The sequence below is a fragment of the Sphingomonas sp. S-NIH.Pt15_0812 genome (assembly GCF_003951315.1).
Taxonomy (GTDB): Bacteria; Pseudomonadota; Alphaproteobacteria; order Sphingomonadales; family Sphingomonadaceae; genus Sphingomonas.
In genome coordinates this window covers 70,946-87,137 of sequence record NZ_QLJH01000010.1, presented here as the reverse complement: position 1 = coordinate 87,137, position 16,192 = coordinate 70,946, and the positions used below count along the sequence as shown (strand labels likewise).

Annotated in this window: 18 protein-coding genes and 1 riboswitch; of the genes, 16 read left to right on the top strand and 2 right to left on the bottom strand. The window is 74.6% G+C overall.

Annotated elements, in window-relative coordinates:
• Window positions 1–4: 4 nt before the first annotated feature.
• The 5 genes from cobN to cobJ are packed head-to-tail and all read left to right on the top strand — an operon-like array spanning window position 5 to window position 6,504.
• Complete coding sequence (gene cobN, locus BRX43_RS08820; RefSeq protein WP_125994477.1) at window positions 5–3,289, top strand: cobaltochelatase subunit CobN; 3,285 nt, start codon at window positions 5–7, stop codon at window positions 3,287–3,289.
• Entirely contained in the window at window positions 3,286–4,407 is a 1,122-nt protein-coding gene (locus BRX43_RS08815; RefSeq protein WP_125994476.1) for a cobalamin biosynthesis protein CobG, read from the top strand. Before cobN ends, BRX43_RS08815 begins: the two co-directional genes overlap by 4 nt.
• Window positions 4,407–5,036 (top strand): precorrin-8X methylmutase, encoded by a 630-nt coding sequence (locus tag BRX43_RS08810; RefSeq protein ID WP_125994475.1) that lies wholly within the window; start codon window positions 4,407–4,409, stop codon window positions 5,034–5,036. Before BRX43_RS08815 ends, BRX43_RS08810 begins: the two co-directional genes overlap by 1 nt.
• Window positions 5,033–5,758 (top strand): precorrin-2 C(20)-methyltransferase, encoded by a 726-nt coding sequence (gene cobI / locus BRX43_RS08805; protein WP_125994474.1) that lies wholly within the window; start codon window positions 5,033–5,035, stop codon window positions 5,756–5,758. The genes BRX43_RS08810 and cobI overlap by 4 nt, the downstream gene beginning before the upstream one ends.
• Window positions 5,755–6,504: a precorrin-3B C(17)-methyltransferase gene (gene cobJ, locus BRX43_RS08800; RefSeq protein ID WP_125994473.1), complete on the top strand. Its 750-nt coding sequence runs from the start codon at window positions 5,755–5,757 to the stop codon at window positions 6,502–6,504. Before cobI ends, cobJ begins: the two co-directional genes overlap by 4 nt.
• Here cobJ and BRX43_RS08795 read toward each other — a convergent pair.
• The gene (locus BRX43_RS08795; RefSeq protein WP_125994472.1) at window positions 6,480–7,232 is read right to left on the bottom strand and encodes a cobalt-precorrin-6A reductase; all 753 of its coding nucleotides are present in this window, start codon (window positions 7,230–7,232) and stop codon (window positions 6,480–6,482) included. The genes cobJ and BRX43_RS08795 overlap by 25 nt on opposite strands.
• Between BRX43_RS08795 and cbiE the strand changes: the two genes are divergently transcribed.
• Genes cbiE through cobF form a run of 5 tightly spaced genes read left to right on the top strand, consistent with a single transcriptional unit; the run spans window position 7,231 to window position 11,633 of the window.
• Window positions 7,231–8,430, top strand: a complete 1,200-nt coding sequence (gene cbiE, locus BRX43_RS08790; protein ID WP_125994471.1) for a precorrin-6y C5,15-methyltransferase (decarboxylating) subunit CbiE — start codon at window positions 7,231–7,233, stop codon at window positions 8,428–8,430. The two genes, BRX43_RS08795 and cbiE, sit on opposite strands and share 2 nt — an antisense overlap.
• Window positions 8,412–8,789, top strand: coding sequence for a cobalamin biosynthesis protein (locus tag BRX43_RS08785; RefSeq protein WP_241214865.1), 378 nt, complete (start codon window positions 8,412–8,414; stop codon window positions 8,787–8,789). Before cbiE ends, BRX43_RS08785 begins: the two co-directional genes overlap by 19 nt.
• Window positions 8,786–9,550: a precorrin-4 C(11)-methyltransferase gene (cobM, locus tag BRX43_RS08780; protein WP_125994470.1), complete on the top strand. Its 765-nt coding sequence runs from the start codon at window positions 8,786–8,788 to the stop codon at window positions 9,548–9,550. The genes BRX43_RS08785 and cobM overlap by 4 nt, the downstream gene beginning before the upstream one ends.
• Entirely contained in the window at window positions 9,547–10,863 is a 1,317-nt protein-coding gene (locus BRX43_RS08775; protein ID WP_125994469.1) for a cobyrinate a,c-diamide synthase, read from the top strand. The genes cobM and BRX43_RS08775 overlap by 4 nt, the downstream gene beginning before the upstream one ends.
• On the top strand, window positions 10,860–11,633 hold the full coding sequence (cobF, locus tag BRX43_RS08770; protein ID WP_125994468.1) for a precorrin-6A synthase (deacetylating): 774 nt from the start codon (window positions 10,860–10,862) through the stop codon (window positions 11,631–11,633). Before BRX43_RS08775 ends, cobF begins: the two co-directional genes overlap by 4 nt.
• Before the next feature lie 22 nt (window positions 11,634–11,655).
• On the opposite strand, the gene BRX43_RS08765 is transcribed toward cobF, so the two are convergent.
• On the bottom strand, window positions 11,656–12,201 hold the full coding sequence (locus BRX43_RS08765; RefSeq protein ID WP_125994467.1) for a phosphoglycerate mutase family protein: 546 nt from the start codon (window positions 12,199–12,201) through the stop codon (window positions 11,656–11,658).
• A gap of 70 nt (window positions 12,202–12,271) precedes the next feature.
• A riboswitch (cobalamin riboswitch) is annotated at window positions 12,272–12,343 on the top strand.
• Between the two features lie 56 nt (window positions 12,344–12,399).
• Between BRX43_RS08765 and BRX43_RS08760 the strand changes: the two genes are divergently transcribed.
• The 6 genes from BRX43_RS08760 to BRX43_RS08735 are packed head-to-tail and all read left to right on the top strand — an operon-like array spanning window position 12,400 to window position 15,998.
• Window positions 12,400–12,618 carry a CbtB-domain containing protein gene (locus BRX43_RS08760; protein WP_125994466.1) on the top strand — a complete coding sequence of 73 codons (219 nt, stop codon included), beginning with the start codon at window positions 12,400–12,402 and terminating at the stop codon, window positions 12,616–12,618.
• 54 nt (window positions 12,619–12,672) lie between these two features.
• A complete protein-coding gene (locus BRX43_RS08755; protein WP_125994465.1) occupies window positions 12,673–13,389 on the top strand; it encodes a CbtA family protein in 717 nt (238 codons plus the stop codon).
• The gene (gene cobO, locus BRX43_RS08750; protein WP_125994464.1) at window positions 13,386–13,997 is read left to right on the top strand and encodes a cob(I)yrinic acid a,c-diamide adenosyltransferase; all 612 of its coding nucleotides are present in this window, start codon (window positions 13,386–13,388) and stop codon (window positions 13,995–13,997) included. The genes BRX43_RS08755 and cobO overlap by 4 nt, the downstream gene beginning before the upstream one ends.
• Window positions 13,997–14,407, top strand: coding sequence for a DUF1636 domain-containing protein (locus tag BRX43_RS08745; RefSeq protein WP_125994463.1), 411 nt, complete (start codon window positions 13,997–13,999; stop codon window positions 14,405–14,407). The genes cobO and BRX43_RS08745 overlap by 1 nt, the downstream gene beginning before the upstream one ends.
• A complete protein-coding gene (cobT, locus tag BRX43_RS08740; protein WP_125994462.1) occupies window positions 14,404–15,417 on the top strand; it encodes a nicotinate-nucleotide--dimethylbenzimidazole phosphoribosyltransferase in 1,014 nt (337 codons plus the stop codon). The genes BRX43_RS08745 and cobT overlap by 4 nt, the downstream gene beginning before the upstream one ends.
• Window positions 15,414–15,998, top strand: a complete 585-nt coding sequence (locus tag BRX43_RS08735; protein ID WP_125994461.1) for a histidine phosphatase family protein — start codon at window positions 15,414–15,416, stop codon at window positions 15,996–15,998. The genes cobT and BRX43_RS08735 overlap by 4 nt, the downstream gene beginning before the upstream one ends.
• Window positions 15,999–16,192: the final 194 nt, after the last annotated feature.

Below are 16,192 nucleotides of genomic sequence, written 5' to 3'. Positions count from 1 at the left end.
CCCAATGCACCTCGTCTTCCGCGAGAGCCACGGCCTGGAGGAGACCGCCACCCCGCGCGACCTGGCGCAGGACCCGGCGGCGCTGGTCGTGCTGTCCTTTTCCGACAGCGACCTGGGCGCGTTCGCCGCCGGCTGGCATGGCGCCGCCGGCGACGGCACGCCGCTGCCCGCGCTGCGCCTCGCCAATTTGGGCGATCTGGCGCATCCGCTGTCGGTCGACACCTATGTCGAGCGGACGCTGTCGGGCGCGAAGGCGATCCTGGTGCGGATGATCGGCGGCCCCGCCTGGTGGAGCTATGGCCTGCAACAGGTCGAGGCGCTGGCCCGCAACCGGGGCATCGCGCTGGCGATCGTCAGCGGCGACGGCCGGGCCGATCCGACGCTGACCGAGCGATCCACCCTGCCCCCGGCGCTGCTCGCGCGGCTGGCGGCGCTGTGCGACCAGGGCGGCGCGGCGGCGGCGCGGGCGGCCCTGGCGCTGCTGGCGGAGGCGGCGGGGCTGGCCGCGCCCGTCGCGGTCATGCCGGCGCCGCTCGCCCCGGTCGGCGGGTGGAGCGCGAGCCATGGCCTGGCCTGCCCCGCCGCCAGCCTCTGGACCCATCGATGGACCAGCTCCCGGCCGCTGGTCCTCCTCACCTTCTATCGCTCCTATCTGCTCGCCGAGGATCTCGCGCCCGTCGCCGCGCTGGAACGGGCGCTGACGGCGCGCGGCTTCGCGGTCGCGGCGCTGTTCGTGCCGTCGCTCAAGGCCGCGGACGCGCGCGGCTGGCTGCGGCGCTGGGTGGCGGCGCTGGCCCCGGCGGCGATCGTCAACGCCACCGCCTTCGCGGCGCGCGACGACGATATGGGCAGCCCGCTCGACGGCGACGCGCCCGTCTTCCAGGTCGCGCTCGCCACCTCGGACCGCGCCGCCTGGGCGACCGCCCCGCGCGGCTTGTCGCCGGCCGACCTGGCGATGCATGTCGTCCTGCCCGAGATCGACGGGCGGATCTTCGCCGGCGTCGCCAGCTTCAAACAGGCCGGCGCGCGCGATCCCGCGCTCCACTTCGCCCCCCGCGCGCACCAGCCCGAGCCCGAGCGGATCGCCGCCATCGCCGACCGCGTCGCCGGCTGGCACCGCCTCGCCGCCACCCCGGCGGCGGAGCGGCGGGTGGCGATCGTGCTTTCCACCTATCCGGGCAAGAGCTGGCAGATGGCGCATGCCGTCGGCCTCGACGCGATCGCCTCGGCCGAGGCGATGCTCGCCGACTGGAGGGACGCGGGCTATGCCACTGGGCCGGGCGCACCGCTCGACCGGGCACTGTCGGACGAGGTCATCGCCTGGCCGCTCGCGGAATATCACGCCGCGCTGGCGACCCTGCCCCAATCGCTTCGGAACGATCTGGCGCAGCGCTGGGGCGCGCCGGACGCCGACCCGGCGGTGCGCGACGGCGCCTTCCATTTCGCCGCGACCCGGCGGGGCCGTATATGGGTCGCGCTGCAACCCGAGCGCGGCACCGCCGACGACCGCGCCGCCGATTATCACGACCTGTCGCTGGCCCCGCGCCACGCCTATGTCGCCTTCTACCTCTGGCTGCGCGCCCAGGGCCTCCACGCGCTGGTCCATGTCGGCGCGCACGGCACGCTGGAATGGCTGCCGGGCAAGGCGGTGGCGCTGTCGGGCGCGTGCTGGCCGGAGGCGCTGACCGGCCCCCTGCCGATCCTCTATCCCTTCATCGTCAACGATCCGGGCGAGGCGGCGCAGGCGCGGCGGCGGATCGGCGCGGTGACGCTCGGCCATCTGCCGCCCCGGCTGGAGACGGTGGGGACCGGCGCCGGCGTAGGGTTGGGCCGGCTCGAATCGCTGCTCGACGAATATGCCACCGCCGACGGGCTCGACCCGGCGCGGCGCGACCGGTTGCAGGGCGCGATCGAGCAGGAGGCCGAGGCGCTGGGCCTCGCCGCCGAACTCGGCCTCGCCCGCGCCGCCAGCCGGACGGAGGCGATGGCGCGGATCGATGCATTCGTCTGCGACGTGAAGGACAGCCGCTTCGGCGAGGGCCTGCATGTCTATGGCCGGGATGCCTGTGCGGAGGCCGAGCGCGACGGGCTGCTCCGCGCGCTGGCGGGCCGGCGGATCGAGCCCGGCCCGGCCGGCTCGCCCTGGCGCGGCCGGCGCGACGTGCTGCCGACCGGGCGCAACCTCTACAGCGTCGACCCGCGCGCCATCCCCTCGCGCGCCGCCCATGCGCAGGGGGTGACGCTCGCCGACGAACTGGTCCGCCGCCATTTGCAGGAACAGGGCGATTATCCGCGCGCGCTGGTCGTCGACCTGTGGGGATCGGCGACGATGCGCACGGCGGGCGAGGAGTTCGCGATGGCGCTCCACCTGCTCGGCGTGGCGCCGGTCTGGGACGACGGGTCGGACCGGGTGACCGGGATCGCGGTGCGGCCGCTGCTGGAGATGGACCGGCCGCGCATCGACGTGACGCTGCGCATCTCTGGCCTGTTCCGCGACACTTTCCCCAGCCTGTGCGCGCTGTTCGGCCAGGCGGTGCGCGCCCTGTGCGACCGCGACGAACCGGCGGACTGGAACCCGTTCGTCGGGCGCAAGCCGGCGCCCCGCGTCTATGGCCCCGCCCCGGGCCGCTACGGCCTGGCGATGGGCGATGCCGTCGACGACTATGACGAAGCGGGCCGCACCCGCGCGGGCGAGGCGTGGCTCGCCGCATCGCGCTACGCCTTCGACGCGCCGGACAGCGACGGGGTCGCCGATGCGCCGGGCCTCGCGGCGCGGGTCGCGGCGGCCGACGCCTTCGTCCATTGCCACGACCTGCCCGAGACCGACCTGCTGCTCGCCGCCGACCATGCCGCGCATCAGGCCGGCTTCGCCGCCGCGCAACGCCTGACCGGCGGGTCCGCCGCGCTCTGGCATCTCGACACGCGCGATCCGACTCGCCCCCGCGCCCGGCCGCTGGCGGAGGAGATCGCCCGCACCGTCCGCGCCCGCGCCGCCGATCCGCGCTGGGTGGCGGGGATGATGCGGCACGGATATCGCGGCGCGGCGGAGCTGGCGGCGACGCTCGACCATCTCGGCAGCTTCGCGCATCTGGCGCGGATCGTGCCGCCGGCGCTGATCGACCTCTATCACGACGCGACGCTCGGCCGCGACGAGGTGCGCGCCTTCATGGCGGCGGCGAACCCGGACGCGTTGCGCGCGATGGAGGCGCGGTTCGCCGCGCTTCATCGCTCGGGCCTGTGGCCGACGCGGCGCAACGCCATCATCGCCTGGCTGGAGGAGCGGGCATGACCGCGGCGGTCAGGGGCTGGTGTCCGGCCGCATGGCGGCCGATGGCGGCGGGCGACGGACTGCTGGTCCGCATCCGGCCGGCGCTCGGCCGCGTGTCGGCGGCGCAGGCGCTGGGCCTGGCGGCGGCGGCGGCGCGGTTCGGCAATGGTGAGATCGACCTGACGCGTCGCGCCAATCTGCAACTGCGCGGCGTCGGCGAGGCGGACTGGCGACCGCTGGTCGAGGCGCTGGTCGCGCTGGACCTGGTCGATCCCGATCCGGCGATCGATGCGCAGGCGGGATTGACGGTCGCGCCCGACTGGCGGGCGGGCGACGACACGCATCGCATCGCCACCGACCTGCTCGCATTGCGCGGCGAATGGCCGGCGCTCCCCGCCAAGTTCGGCTTCGCGGTCGATGCCGGGCGCTCCTGTCGGCTGAGCGACACGCCCGCCGACATCCGCATCGAACGGTCGGTGGAGGGTGGCCCGATGCTGCGCACCGGGGGACAGGCGACCGGCGTGGCGCTTGCCTGGGGCGAGGAAGCGGCGGCGGCGATCGATCTGGCGCGCTGGTTCCGCGACACCGGCGGCGCGGCCAGCGGGCGGATGGCGCGGCATCCGGTGCCGCTGCCCGGCTGGGCGCAGGGCGATGCCCGGCCCGCGCAGGGCGGCCCGCTCGCGGCGGGGCCGCATCCGCTGGGGGCGCTGTACGGCCTGCCCTTCGGCCGGATCGCGGCGGACGCGCTCACCGCCCTGGTCGACCGACCCGACGCATCCGCCGTGCGGCTGACCCCGTGGCGCCTGCTGCTGGTCGAGGACGCGGCGGCGGTGCCGGTGCCGGGCCTCGCCCTCGACCCCGCCGATCCGCTGCTCGCCGCCCATGCCTGTGTCGGCGCGCCCGCCTGTCCGCAGGCGAGCGTCGCGACCCGCGACCTCGCCCGCCGCCTCGCCCCGCATGTCGCCGGGCTGCACGTCTCGGGCTGCGCCAAGGGCTGCGCGCGGAGCGGCCCCGCCCGGGTCGTGCTGACCGGGCGCGACGGCCGTTTCGACCTGGGGCTCGCCGCCCGCGCGGGCTATCCGCCCGTCGAGGCGGGGCTGGACGCCGCCACACTCCTCGCCCGTTTCGGAGCCTGTTGATGCCCCATTCCTACGAAACCGATGGCGCGGCGATCTATCGCCGGTCCTTCGCCATCATCCGCGCCGAGGCCGATCTCGCCCGCTTCTCGGCCGAGGAGGAGCCGGTGGCGGTGCGGATGATCCATGCCGCCGGGCTGGTCGATCTGGCCGCCCATATCCACTTTGCACCCGGCTTCGCGGTGGCGGCGCGCGCGGCGCTGGCGGCGGGCGCGCCGATCCTGTGCGACGCGCGCATGGTCAGCGAGGGGATCACCCGTCCCCGCCTGCCCGCCGGCAATGCGGTGATCTGCACGCTCCACGATCCCGGCGTGGCCGAACGGGCGGCGGCGATGGGCAATACCCGGTCGGCGGCGGCGCTGGAGGCATGGCGGCCGCATCTGGCCGGCGCGGTGGTGGCGATCGGCAATGCGCCGACCGCCCTGTTCCACCTGCTCGACATGCTCGCCGATCCCGCCTGCCCCCGCCCCGCCGCGATCATCGGCTGTCCGGTCGGCTTCGTCGGCGCGGTCGAGTCGAAGGACGCGCTCTGGGCCGAGGCGCCCGTGCCGTGCGCGATCGTCCGGGGGCGGCTGGGCGGCAGCGCGATCACCGTCGCCGCCGTCAACGCGCTGGCGAGCCGCGCCGAATGAGCTGCGGCACCATCCATGGCGTGGGCCTCGGCCCCGGCGCCGCCGACCTGATGAGCGTCCGCGCCGACCGGCTGGTGCGCGGCACCCGCCACATCGCCTATTTCCGCAAACGCGGGCGGCGCGGCCATGCCCGCACCATCGTCGGCGACCTGCTGCGCGCCGATGCGGTCGAATATGCGATGGACTATCCGGTGACGACCGAGATCCCGGTCGACCATCCCGATTACAACGACCGGCTCGCGTCCTTCTACGCGCGCTGCACTGCGCATCTCGCCGCGCTGGCGCAGGGCGGCGAGGATGTGGTGGTGCTGTGCGAGGGCGATCCCTTCTTCTACGGATCGTTCATGCACCTCCACGCCCGGCTGCGGTCGCAGGTGCCGGTCGCGGTGGTGCCGGCGATCACCGGCATGTCGGGGGCCTGGACCGCCAGCGGCCAGCCGATCACCTGGGGCGACGACGTGCTGACCGTCGCCACCGCCACGCTGTCCGAGGCGGAGCTGACCCGCCGCATCCGCGACACCGACGCGCTGGTGGTGATGAAGATCGGCCGCCACCTGCCCAAGCTGCGCCGCGCGGTCGCGGCGGCGGGGCGGACCGGAGAGGCTTGGCTGGTCGAATATGCCGCCATGCCGGGCGAGCGCGTCCGCCCGCTGGCCGAGGCCGACGACACCGCCCCCTATTTCGCGATCCTGCTGATCCATGGCCGGGGGCGGCGGCCGTGAGCGGCAGGCTCGCCATCGCCGGCCTGGGACCGGGCGACGAGGCGCTGGTCACGCCCGAGGTGCAGGACGCGCTGGCGCAGGCGACCGACGTGATCGGCTATATCCCCTATGTCGCGCGCGTCGCGCCGCGTCCGGGCCTGACGCTTCATGCCAGCGACAACCGGGTCGAGCGCGCGCGCGCCGAACAGGCGCTGGCGCTGGCGGCGGCGGGCGCGCGCGTGGTCGTCGTCTCGTCGGGCGATCCCGGCGTCTTCGCCATGGCGGCGGCGGTGTTCGAAGCGGTGGAGGCGGGCCCCGCCCCCTGGCGCGCGCTCGACATCCGCGTGCTGCCCGGCATCACCGCGATGCTCGCCGCCGCGGCGCGGGCGGGCGCGCCGCTGGGCCATGATTTCTGCGCGATCAACCTGTCGGACAACCTCAAACCCTGGTCGCTCGTCGCGCGCCGGGTGGCGCTGGCGGCGGCGGCGGATTTCGCCATCGCCTTCTACAACCCGCGCTCCAGGACGCGGCCCGAGGGTCTCGACCGGGCCCTGGCCATCCTGCGCGCCACCTGTGGCGACGACCGCCCGGTGCTGTTCGCCCGCGCCGTCACCACGGCGGACGAAGCGTTGCGCATCGTGCCGCTGGGTCGGGCGAGCGGCGACATGGCCGACATGCGGACGATGGTGATCGTGGGTTCCAGCCAGACGCGGATCGTCGAGCGGCCGGGCGGATCGTGGCTCTACACGCCCCGGTCCGCGTCATGATCCGCCAGCCAGTCGAACACCGCCGCGACGCTGTCCACGGTCGTCCGTTCGGGCAGCAAGGGGCGGTCGATCATCAGCACCGGCACGCTCAGCTCGCGCGCGGCGATCAGCTTCGCCTCCGCACCGGTCCCGCCGGCATTCTTGCAGACGATCCGCTGGATGCCATGCGCGGCGATCAGCGCGCGGTCGCCCGCCACGGTGAACGGCCCGCGATCGACGACCAGATGATGGTGGGGCAGCGCCGGAGGCTCGACCGGCGGATCGACGAAGCGGAGGAGGTAATGATGCTGCGGCTGCGTCACGAAGGCCCCGACATGCATCCGCCCCAGCGCCAGCAAGATGCGCTCGGCCGGCCCGGCCAGCGCCGCGACCGCCGCTGGAATGTCCGCCACATGGCTCCACCCGTCGCCGATCTGTTCCCGCCAGGGCGGACGGGTCAGCGCCACCAGCGGCACGCCGGCCTGCGCCGCTGCGACGACCGCATTGGCGCTGATCCGCGCGGCGAAGGGATGGGTGGCGTCGACCAGATGCGTGACGCCCGCCGCCGCCATCCAGGCGGCCAGCCCCGCCGCGCCGCCGAACCCGCCGACGCGCACCGGCACGGCCTGCGCGGCCGGCTTCGCGGTGCGCCCCGCATAGCTGAGCGTCGCGGGCAACCCGCGCGCGGCGCAGGCGGTGGCCAGCGCGGTCGCTTCGGTCGTGCCGCCCAGGATCAGGAGATGCGGCATGGCTGAAGCGGGTCCGTGGCTGACGATCATCGGGATCGGCGAGGATGGACCGGCGGGCCTGAGCGACGCAAGCCGCATCGCGCTGGAACAGGCGGAGATCCTGGTCGGCGCGTCCCGCCACCTGGCGCTGGTGCCGGACGGCATCGCGAGCCGACGCATCGCCTGGCCGGTGCCCTTCGCCCTCGACCCGCTGCTTGCCGAACGCGGCCGGCGGGTGGTGATGCTCGCTTCGGGCGACCCGTTCTGGTTCGGCGCGGGCAGCCTGGTCGCCGAGCGGCTGGCGCCGGGCGAATGGATCGCCCACCCCGCCCCGTCCAGCTTCGCGCTCGCCGCCGCGCGGCTGGGCTGGGCGATCGAGCGCTGCCAGTGCCTGGGACTGCACGCCGCGCCGCTCGACCGGCTGCGGCCGCTGCTGGCGCCGGACGCCCGCGCGATCCTGCTGCTGCGCGACGGGACGGCGGTCGGCGCGCTGGCCGACTATCTGCGCGTGCGGGGCTTCGCCGCCTCCACCCTCCATGTGCTGGAGGCGCTGGGCGGCCCGGCCGAGCGCGTCCGCCGCTTCGGTGCCGCCGACACCCTGCCGGGCGATATCCGCCATCCGGTCGCGGTCGCGCTGGAGGTGGCGGGCACGGGCGACACCCTGGCCTGCGTCGCCGGGATCGACGACGGCTGGTTCGCGCATGACGGACAGATCAGCAAGCGGCCGATGCGGGCGCTGGCCCTGTCCGCGCTCGCCCCCCGGCCCGGCGAGCATCTGTGGGATATCGGCGCCGGCTCGGGCGCGATCGGCATCGAATGGTTGCTGGCGCATCCGCACAATCGCGCCACCGGCTTTGAGCGCGATCCGGTCCGGGCAGAGCGGGCCGCCGACAATGCGCGGCGGCTGGGCGTCGACCGGCTGGCGATCGTCACCGGCAGCGCCCCCGACTGCCTGTTCGACCGACCGCCGCCCGACGCCGTATTCATCGGCGGCGGCCTGTCCGCGCCGCTGCTCGCGATGCTGTCGACCGCGATGCCCGCCGGCACCCGCATCGTCGCCCATGCGGTGACGCTGGAGTCGGAGATGCTGCTCGCCGAATGGCATGACCGGCGCGGCGGCATGCTGTTGCGGATCGAGCTGGCCGAGGCGCGGCCGCTGGGGTCGCGACGCGGCTGGCGCGCCAGCTATCCGGTGGTGCAGTGGAGCGCAGTGCTGTGATCGTCGCCGGCTTTGGCGGCCGCGCCGCCGCGACCGCCGCCGCCTATGCCGATGCGCTCGCCGGCGCCTGGGGCGGTGGACGGATCGATGCCCTCGCCGCGCCGGCGGATCGCTGCGCCGCGCTCGCGCCGCTGGCCGCGACGCTCGGCCTGCCGCTGCTCGCGCTGTCGCCCGAGATGCTGGAAGGCCGCGCCACCCCGACCCGCTCCGCGATCAGCCTCGCCCGGCGCGGCACCGGCAGCGTCGCCGAGGCCGCCGCCCTGGCCGGCGCCGGGCCGGGTGCGCGCCTGCTCCGCCCCCGCCACATCGCCACCGACCGCACCGCCACCTGCGCCATCGCCCAGAGAAGACCATCATGACCGTCCATTTCATCGGCGCCGGCCCCGGCGCGCCCGATCTCCTGACCCTGCGCGGCCGCGACCGGATCGCCGGCTCGCCCGTCTGCCTCTATGCAGGGTCGCTGGTGCCCGCCGCCCTGCTCGACCATTGCCCGCCGGGCGCGCGGATCGTGAACACCGCGCCCTTGTCGCTCGACGACATCCTGGCCGAGATGGTCGCGGCGCATGAGGCGGGGCTGGACGTGGCACGGCTCCATTCGGGCGACCCGTCGATCTGGTCGGCGATGGGCGAGCAGCTGCGTGCCCTGCGCGGACTCGGCATTCCCGTGACGGTCACCCCCGGCGTCCCCGCCTTCGCCGCCGCCGCCGCCGCGCTGGAGGCGGAGCTGACCCTGCCCGGCGTGGCGCAATCGCTGGTGCTGACCCGCACCCCCGGCCGCGCCAGCGCCATGCCGCCGGCCGAAACCCTCCGCGCCTTCGCCGCGACCGGGGCGACGCTGGCGATCCACCTGTCGATTCACAATCTGGCCGGCGTCGTCGCCGAGCTACGGCCCCTGTACGGCGCGGACTGCCCGGTCGCGATCGTCTGGCGGGCGAGCTGGCCGGAGGAGCGGATCGTCCGCGCCACGCTCGCCACCATCGAACGGGCGGCGGCGGACGGACCGGAACGGACCGCGCTGATCCTGGTCGGCCGCGTACTGGGCACCACCGACTTCGCCGCCAGCCGCCTCTATGACGCCGGTTACGACCGCCGCTTCCGTTCGGTGGAGGCGCAGGCATGACCTGTCCCGGCCTGGTGATCGCCGCCCCCGCCTCGGGCACCGGCAAGACCACCGTGATGCTCGGGCTGCTCCGGGCGCTGCGCGACGACGGCGTGGCGGTGCAGCCGTTCAAATGCGGACCCGATTATATCGACCCCGCCTTCCACCGGATCGCCTGCGGCCGGGAGTCCTATAATCTCGACAGCTGGGCGATGCCGGGCGCGCTGCTCGACACGCTGGCCAATGTCGACGACCAGGCGACGCTGGCGCTGGCGGAGGGGTCGATGGGCCTGTTCGACGGCGTCGCCACGCGCGGCGCGACCGGGCACGGGGCCAGCGCTGACATCACCATGCGGATGGGCTGGCCGGTGGTGCTGGTGATCGACGTGTCGGGCCAGGCGCAATCCGCCGCCGCCACCGCCTTCGGCTTCGCCGGCTTCGACCCCGCCGTGCCGGTGGCGGGCGTGATCCTGAACCGCGTCGCCAGCCCGCGTCACGAGCGGCTGGTGCGCCGAGGCATGGAGGCGGCCGGCCTGCGCGTGTTCGGCAGCCTGCCGCGCCGGCCCGACCTGACCCTGCCCGAACGCCATCTGGGGCTGGTCCAGGCGACCGAGCATCCGGCGCTGGACGCGCATATCGACGCGTGCGCCGCGCTGGTCCGAATGCATGTCGACCTCGCCGCGTTGCGCGAGGCCGCCGCCGTCACCGCCGTCCGCCCGACCGGAATGGCGACCGCCGCCCCGCCCCCGGCGCAGCGCATCGCCCTGGCGCGCGACGCGGCGTTCAGCTTCACCTATCCGCATCTGGTGCGCGACTGGCATGGCGCGGGGGCGGAGATCCGGCCCTTCTCGCCGCTCGCCGACGAAGCGCCGGACGGGGATGCGGAGATGGTCTGGCTGCCCGGCGGCTATCCCGAGCTTCATGCCGGCCGTCTCGCCGCCGCCGACCGGTTCCGCGACGGGCTGCACCGCCATGTCGCGCGCGGCGGCGCGGTGCATGGCGAATGCGGGGGCTATATGGCGCTGGGCGAGGCGCTGATCGACGCGCAGGGGGTGTCGCATCGCATGGCCGGGCTGCTCGGCCTGGTCACCAGCCACCAGCAGCGGCGGATGCATCTCGGCTATCGCAGCGCGGTGCTGGCGCATCCGGTCGGCGCGATCCCGGCGGACACCGTGCTGACCGGCCATGAGTTCCATTACTGCACCATCCAGGCGCAACCCGACGCGCCGCTCGCCATCGTCACCGACGCCGAAGGGACGGTGGTGCCGGAGACGGGATCGCGGCGCGGCGCGGTGACCGGCAGTTTCTTCCACCTGATCCGGGCCGAGGCATGAGCGGGGACGGGCCGCGGATCGCGCTCAGCCTGATCGGCATCGGCACCGGCAATCCCGACCACCTGACCCGCGCGGGCGAGGCGGCGATGCGCGACGCCGACCTGATCCTGCTGCCCGCCAAGCGGGCCGAGACGGTCGAACTACTCGACCTGCGCCGGGCGCTGTGCGGATCGGTGGCGACCGATGCGCGCATCGTCGCCTTCGACCTGCCGGAGCGCGGCCGCGACGGCCCCTATCTGGCGGCGGTCGACGTCTGGCACGATGCGATCGCCGCCGCCTGGGCGCGCGCGATCGCCGAGCATCTGCCGGATGGCGGGCGGCTGGCGCTGCTCGTCTGGGGCGATCCGTCGCTCTACGACAGCAGCCTGCGCATCGCGGCGCGGCTGACCGCCGGGGCGATGCGGATGACGGTGCGCGTCGTGCCCGGCATCACCGCCCTCCAGGCGCTGACCGCCGCCCATGCCATTCCGCTCAACACGCTGGGCGCGCCGGTGCTGGTGACGACCGGCCGGCGGCTGGTCGCGGACGGATGGCCGGCGGGGGTCGATAGCGTCGCGGTGATGCTCGATGCCGGGGCCGCGTTCCGCACCGTCGATCCGGCGGGCGTGCGGATCTGGTGGGGGGCCTATCTCGGCATGGCGCAGGAGGCGCTCGCCGCCGGGCCGCTCGCCACCCTGCGCGACACCATCCCGTCCCTTCGTGCCGAACTGCGTGCGCGGCATGGCTGGATCATGGACAGCTATCTGCTGCGGCGGGGGCCGGCGGACTGAGCCCCGAAGTTGCGCCGCGCGACTATCGCGGGCGCAGCGCTTGCAGCCGCCAGCGACCCCGGCGCGACAGGACGACGCTGGTCAGCGGCGCGACATCGATCGCCAGCGTCGCCGCCACCGGCACATCGAGCGCCACCGCGATCGCGGCGCGGATCACCGCCGCATGGGTGATCGCCAGCACGCGACCGTCCAGACCGGCGAGCCATGGCCCGACCCGCGCCGCCACCGCCGCCATCGACTCGCCCCCCGGCGGCGCGGCGGCGGGCGCGGCGAACCAGCCGGTCAGCGCGGCCGGATCGATCGCGTCGAAGCCGCGCCCCGTCCACGCACCATGGTCGCGATCCGCCAGCGCCTCGACCTCTCGGGCGGACAGGGCGAGCAACGCCGCCGTCTCCCGCGCCGCGCCATCGGGCGCCGTCACGACCCGCTCGGGCGGGGGCCCCTCCAGCCGCAACCCACGCGCCTTGGCGATGCCGCCCGCATCCAGCGGATCGGCCGGATCGGGAAAGCCGGGGCCACGGCGCGCGGCGGTCGCGGCGGCGCAGAGCAGGACGAGCCGGATCGACATGACGCCCCCGCCTCTGCTCGGTTGACGCGCCCGCCGCAAGCCGGCAGAGCATGGGCCATCGGAGCCGGGCGGGAAGCCGGTGGGAATCCGGCGCGGTCGCGCCACTGTGATCGTCGGGCCTGGGCCCGGCGCGAGTCAGACCCCGCCCGGCGCCTTCACCCAAACCGGGCGCGCCATCCCGGCAGGAGCTTCGTGACCATGACCGGCACCACCGCCGCCATTCCGGCAACCCATCCCATCCCCCGCCCCATCCCGCTGGCCGAAATCGCCCCCTGGGCGGTGTTCGCGGCGCTGGTGGCGGTGGTCCTGCTCTATTTCGTCAGCACCGAGCAGGGCGCGTTCGCGCTGTTCAAGGGGATGATGGTGCACGAATATGTGCATGACGGCCGGCACCTGCTCGGCTTTCCCTGCCACTGACGCCTGCGGCCGGGCGATCCCCGGCCATCTGACATTCGAGCGGGAGGGTCTTCGATGACTCCATCTCTCCTCTGGCGGGGTATGCTCGCCGGACTGGTCGGCGCGTTCGTCGCCGCTACCGTCGCGCTGCTGTTCGCCGAACCGTCGATCGACGCCGCCATCGCCTTCGAGGCCGCGCGCTCCGCCCATCATATGGGCGGCGAGGAGGTCGAGCTGGTCAGCCGCGCGACCCAGAAGACCTATGGCCTCTATACCGCGATGCTGGTCTATGGCGCGGCCCTGGGCGGCGTCTTCGCCATCCTGTTCGCCGGGATGCGGGGCCGGGTCGGTCGGGCGAGTCCGCGCGGACTGGCGCTGCTGCTGGGTCTCGCCGGCTTCGTCGCGATCGGGCTGGTGCCGGCCCTGGTCTATCCGCCCAATCCGCCGGCCGTGGGTCTGCACGAGACGGTGCGGCTGCGCACCGCCACCTGTTTCGCCCTGATCGCCTGGTCGCTGGTCGCCGCCGCCGGGTCGCTGCTCCTGTGGCAGCGTCTGGCCGCGCGGCTGACCGCGCCCGACCGGCTGCTGGCGGCCGGTGCGCTCTATGCGCTGCTGATCGCGCTGGCGGCGTGGCTGCTGCCGCCTATCGACGAGGTCCCCGCCGGCTTCCCGGCCAGCCTGCTCTGGCGCTTCCGCCTCGCGTCGCTGGCGGTGCAGGGGGTGTTCTGGCTGGCGATGGCGGACCTGTTCGGCCGCGGCGCCGAGCGTCTGTTGCAGGCCCGACCGGCATGACCGACGACACCGCCCGCAACGACCTGCACCGCGCCAAGATGCAGCGCATCCAGGCCGCGCGCCGCGACATGATGGAGAGCCGCACCGGCGAGAAGGGCCTGCTGATCGTCCATACCGGCCCCGGCAAGGGCAAGTCGACCGCCGCCTTCGGCATGGCGGTGCGCGCCATGGGCCATGGGATGAAGGTCGGCGTCGTCCAGTTCGTCAAGGGCGCGATGGCGACCGGCGAACGCGCGATCTTCGACGCCTTTCCCGACCTGGTCAGCTTCCGCCCGATGGGCGAGGGCTTCACCTGGGACACGCAGGACCGTGCCCGCGACATCGCCACCGCGCGCACCGCTTGGGACGAAGTCGTCCGGCTGATCGCCGATCCGGACGTCGCGCTGGTGGTCGCGGACGAGCTGAACATCGTGCTGCGCTACGACTATCTGCCGCTGGACGAGGTGCTGGCGGTGCTGACCGCGCGTGCCCCCATGAAACATGTCGTCGTCACCGGCCGCAACGCGCCCCCCGCCCTGATCGAGGCCGCCGACCTGGTCACCGAGATGACGGCGGTGAAGCATCCGTTCCGGGGCGGCATCAAGGCGCAGCAAGGAATCGAATTCTGATGGACATCCTGCCCGTCGCCGACGGCCCCGCCGTCATCGCCTGCAACGCCTGCCGCTTCTCGAAGGACGACCGCGACGATGGCGCCGGCCGGCGCGGCGGCGCGATGCTGGCCGCGGAACTGACCCGGCTCCAAGCCGCGGACCCCGCCTATGCCGGCGTCGCCGTCCATGCCATGCCCTGCCTGTTCGCCTGTACGGAGTTCTGCACCGTGCATCTGCGGGCGGAGGGCAAGGTCGGCTATATCCTGGGTCGGTTTACGCCCGACGAAGAGGCGGCGCGCGCGATCCTCGACTATGCCGCCCGCTATGCCGACAGCGCGGCGGGCCAGGTGCCCTATCGCGACTGGCCGGAGGGGGTGAAGGGCCACTTCATCGCCCGTACGCCGCCCGCCGGGGCGCTGGTCGCATGATCCGCCTCGACACGCCGGCCGCCTTCGCCGCCGCGCTCGCCGACCTGCCCGGACCGGATGCCCGCGCCGTCGCCGCCGCGCGGGATCGGCAGGCGCAACTCACCAAGCCCGCCGGTTCGCTCGGCCGGCTGGAGGACATCGCGCTGTTCCTGGCCGGGTGGCAGGGCCACGACCGGCCCCGGCTGGACCGTGGCCGGGTCGCGATCTTCGCCGGCAATCACGGCATCGCCGCGCGCGGCGTCAGCGCCTTCCCGCCGGAAGTGACCGCGCAGATGGTCGGCAATTTCGACGCCGGCGGCGCCGCGATCAACGCGCTGGCGCGTGCCGCCGGGTTGGAGTTGCGCGTCGTCGCGATCGATCTCGATCGCCCGACCGGCGACATCGCGGAGACGGTCGCGATGAGCGAGGCCGAATGCCTCGATGCGCTCAACCTGGGCGCGGCTTCGGTGGAGGCGGGGCTGGACCTGATCCTGCCGGGCGAGATGGGGATCGGCAACTCCACCCCCGCCGCCGCGCTCTGCGCCGCCAGCTTCGGCGGCAATGCCGGCGACTGGGCGGGTCCGGGCACCGGCGTGGCGGGCGAGGCCCTGGCCGCCAAGCGCGCGCTGATCGACCGGGCGCTCGACCGGCACCGGGGCGACTGCGTCTCGGCGTTCGAGGGTTTGCGCCGGCTGGGCGGGCGCGAGATCGCGGCGATGGCCGGCGCGATGCTGGCGGCGCGCCATGCGCGCGTGCCGGTGCTGCTCGACGGCTTCATCGCGAGCGCCGCGCTCGCCCCGCTCGCCCGCTGGCAACCGCGCATCGTCGACCATTGCCTGGCCGGCCATGTCTCCGCCGAGCCGGGGCACCAGCGGCTGCTCCGCCATCTGGGGCTGGAGCCGCTGCTGGCGCTCGGCCTGCGGCTGGGCGAGGGCAGCGGCGCGGCGGTGGCGGCGGGGATCGTCCGCGCCGCGCTCGCCGCGCATGACGAGATGGCGACCTTCGCCGAGGCGGGCGTCGCGAGCGAATGAGCCGGCCGGTGCGCGTGCATCTGCTCCGCCACGGCGCGCCGGACCAGCCCGGCCGGCTGCTGGGGCGCACCGATGCGGGCGTCACGGCGGCGGGGATCGCGGCGTGCCGGATCGCGGCGCTGGATGTTGGGGACGTCGCGCTGCACAGTTCGGACCTGGTGCGCGCGCTCGACTGCGCCCGCGCGATCGGCGGCGAGCGTCCCGTCGCGATCGATCCGCGCTGGCGCGAGCTGGATTTCGGCGCCTGGGACGGATGCCGGCCCGATGCGTGCGACCGCGAGGCCCTGGATCGATTCCATGCCGATCCGGACGCCTGCCCGCCGCCGGGCGGCGAGTGCTGGTCCGCCTTGTGCCGGCGGGTGGGCGCCGCGCTGGCCGATCTGACCCGCGCGGGGGACGCGGCGCTGGTCGTCACCCATGGCGGCGCGATGCGCGCGGCGCTGGCGGTGGGATGCGGCCTCGACGCGCACCAAGCCTGGGCGTTCGACCTGCCCTATGCGGCGCGGCTGTCGCTCGACCTGTGGCCGGGCATGGCGCGGGATGCACCGCCGATGGCGCGGATCGTCGGGCTGGCGGCGTGAGGATGCAGCAAGGGGATAGCTCTGGCTCCGATCCTTTGATTAGGCCCTTCCCACTATGGACCCTCCACCCCGGCGGCGGCCGGGGTCCAGTTACGGAGCGATCGTGACCCCTTGCCAGCGTCCCCCAACTGGACCCCGGCCTTCGCCGGGGTGGGAGGGGAGGAGATACCGGGCAGGCGTCTTGCCTATGCGGC

Bases quoted from the DNA above. Each gene is read 5' to 3' on its own strand.
- cobN (WP_125994477.1), top strand. From the start codon at position 5: ATGCACCTCGTCTTCCGCGAGAGCCACGGCCTGGAGGAGACCGCCACC.
- BRX43_RS08815 (WP_125994476.1), top strand. From the start codon at position 3,286: ATGACCGCGGCGGTCAGGGGCTGGTGTCCGGCCGCATGGCGGCCGATG.
- BRX43_RS08810 (WP_125994475.1), top strand. From the start codon at position 4,407: ATGCCCCATTCCTACGAAACCGATGGCGCGGCGATCTATCGCCGGTCC.
- cobI (WP_125994474.1), top strand. From the start codon at position 5,033: ATGAGCTGCGGCACCATCCATGGCGTGGGCCTCGGCCCCGGCGCCGCC.
- cbiE (WP_125994471.1), top strand. From the start codon at position 7,231: ATGGCTGAAGCGGGTCCGTGGCTGACGATCATCGGGATCGGCGAGGAT.
- BRX43_RS08795 (WP_125994472.1), bottom strand. From the start codon at position 7,232: ATGCCGCATCTCCTGATCCTGGGCGGCACGACCGAAGCGACCGCGCTG.
- cobM (WP_125994470.1), top strand. From the start codon at position 8,786: ATGACCGTCCATTTCATCGGCGCCGGCCCCGGCGCGCCCGATCTCCTG.
- BRX43_RS08775 (WP_125994469.1), top strand. From the start codon at position 9,547: ATGACCTGTCCCGGCCTGGTGATCGCCGCCCCCGCCTCGGGCACCGGC.
- cobF (WP_125994468.1), top strand. From the start codon at position 10,860: ATGAGCGGGGACGGGCCGCGGATCGCGCTCAGCCTGATCGGCATCGGC.
- BRX43_RS08765 (WP_125994467.1), bottom strand. From the start codon at position 12,201: ATGTCGATCCGGCTCGTCCTGCTCTGCGCCGCCGCGACCGCCGCGCGC.
- BRX43_RS08760 (WP_125994466.1), top strand. From the start codon at position 12,400: ATGACCGGCACCACCGCCGCCATTCCGGCAACCCATCCCATCCCCCGC.
- BRX43_RS08755 (WP_125994465.1), top strand. From the start codon at position 12,673: ATGACTCCATCTCTCCTCTGGCGGGGTATGCTCGCCGGACTGGTCGGC.
- cobO (WP_125994464.1), top strand. From the start codon at position 13,386: ATGACCGACGACACCGCCCGCAACGACCTGCACCGCGCCAAGATGCAG.
- BRX43_RS08745 (WP_125994463.1), top strand. From the start codon at position 13,997: ATGGACATCCTGCCCGTCGCCGACGGCCCCGCCGTCATCGCCTGCAAC.
- cobT (WP_125994462.1), top strand. From the start codon at position 14,404: ATGATCCGCCTCGACACGCCGGCCGCCTTCGCCGCCGCGCTCGCCGAC.
- BRX43_RS08735 (WP_125994461.1), top strand. From the start codon at position 15,414: ATGAGCCGGCCGGTGCGCGTGCATCTGCTCCGCCACGGCGCGCCGGAC.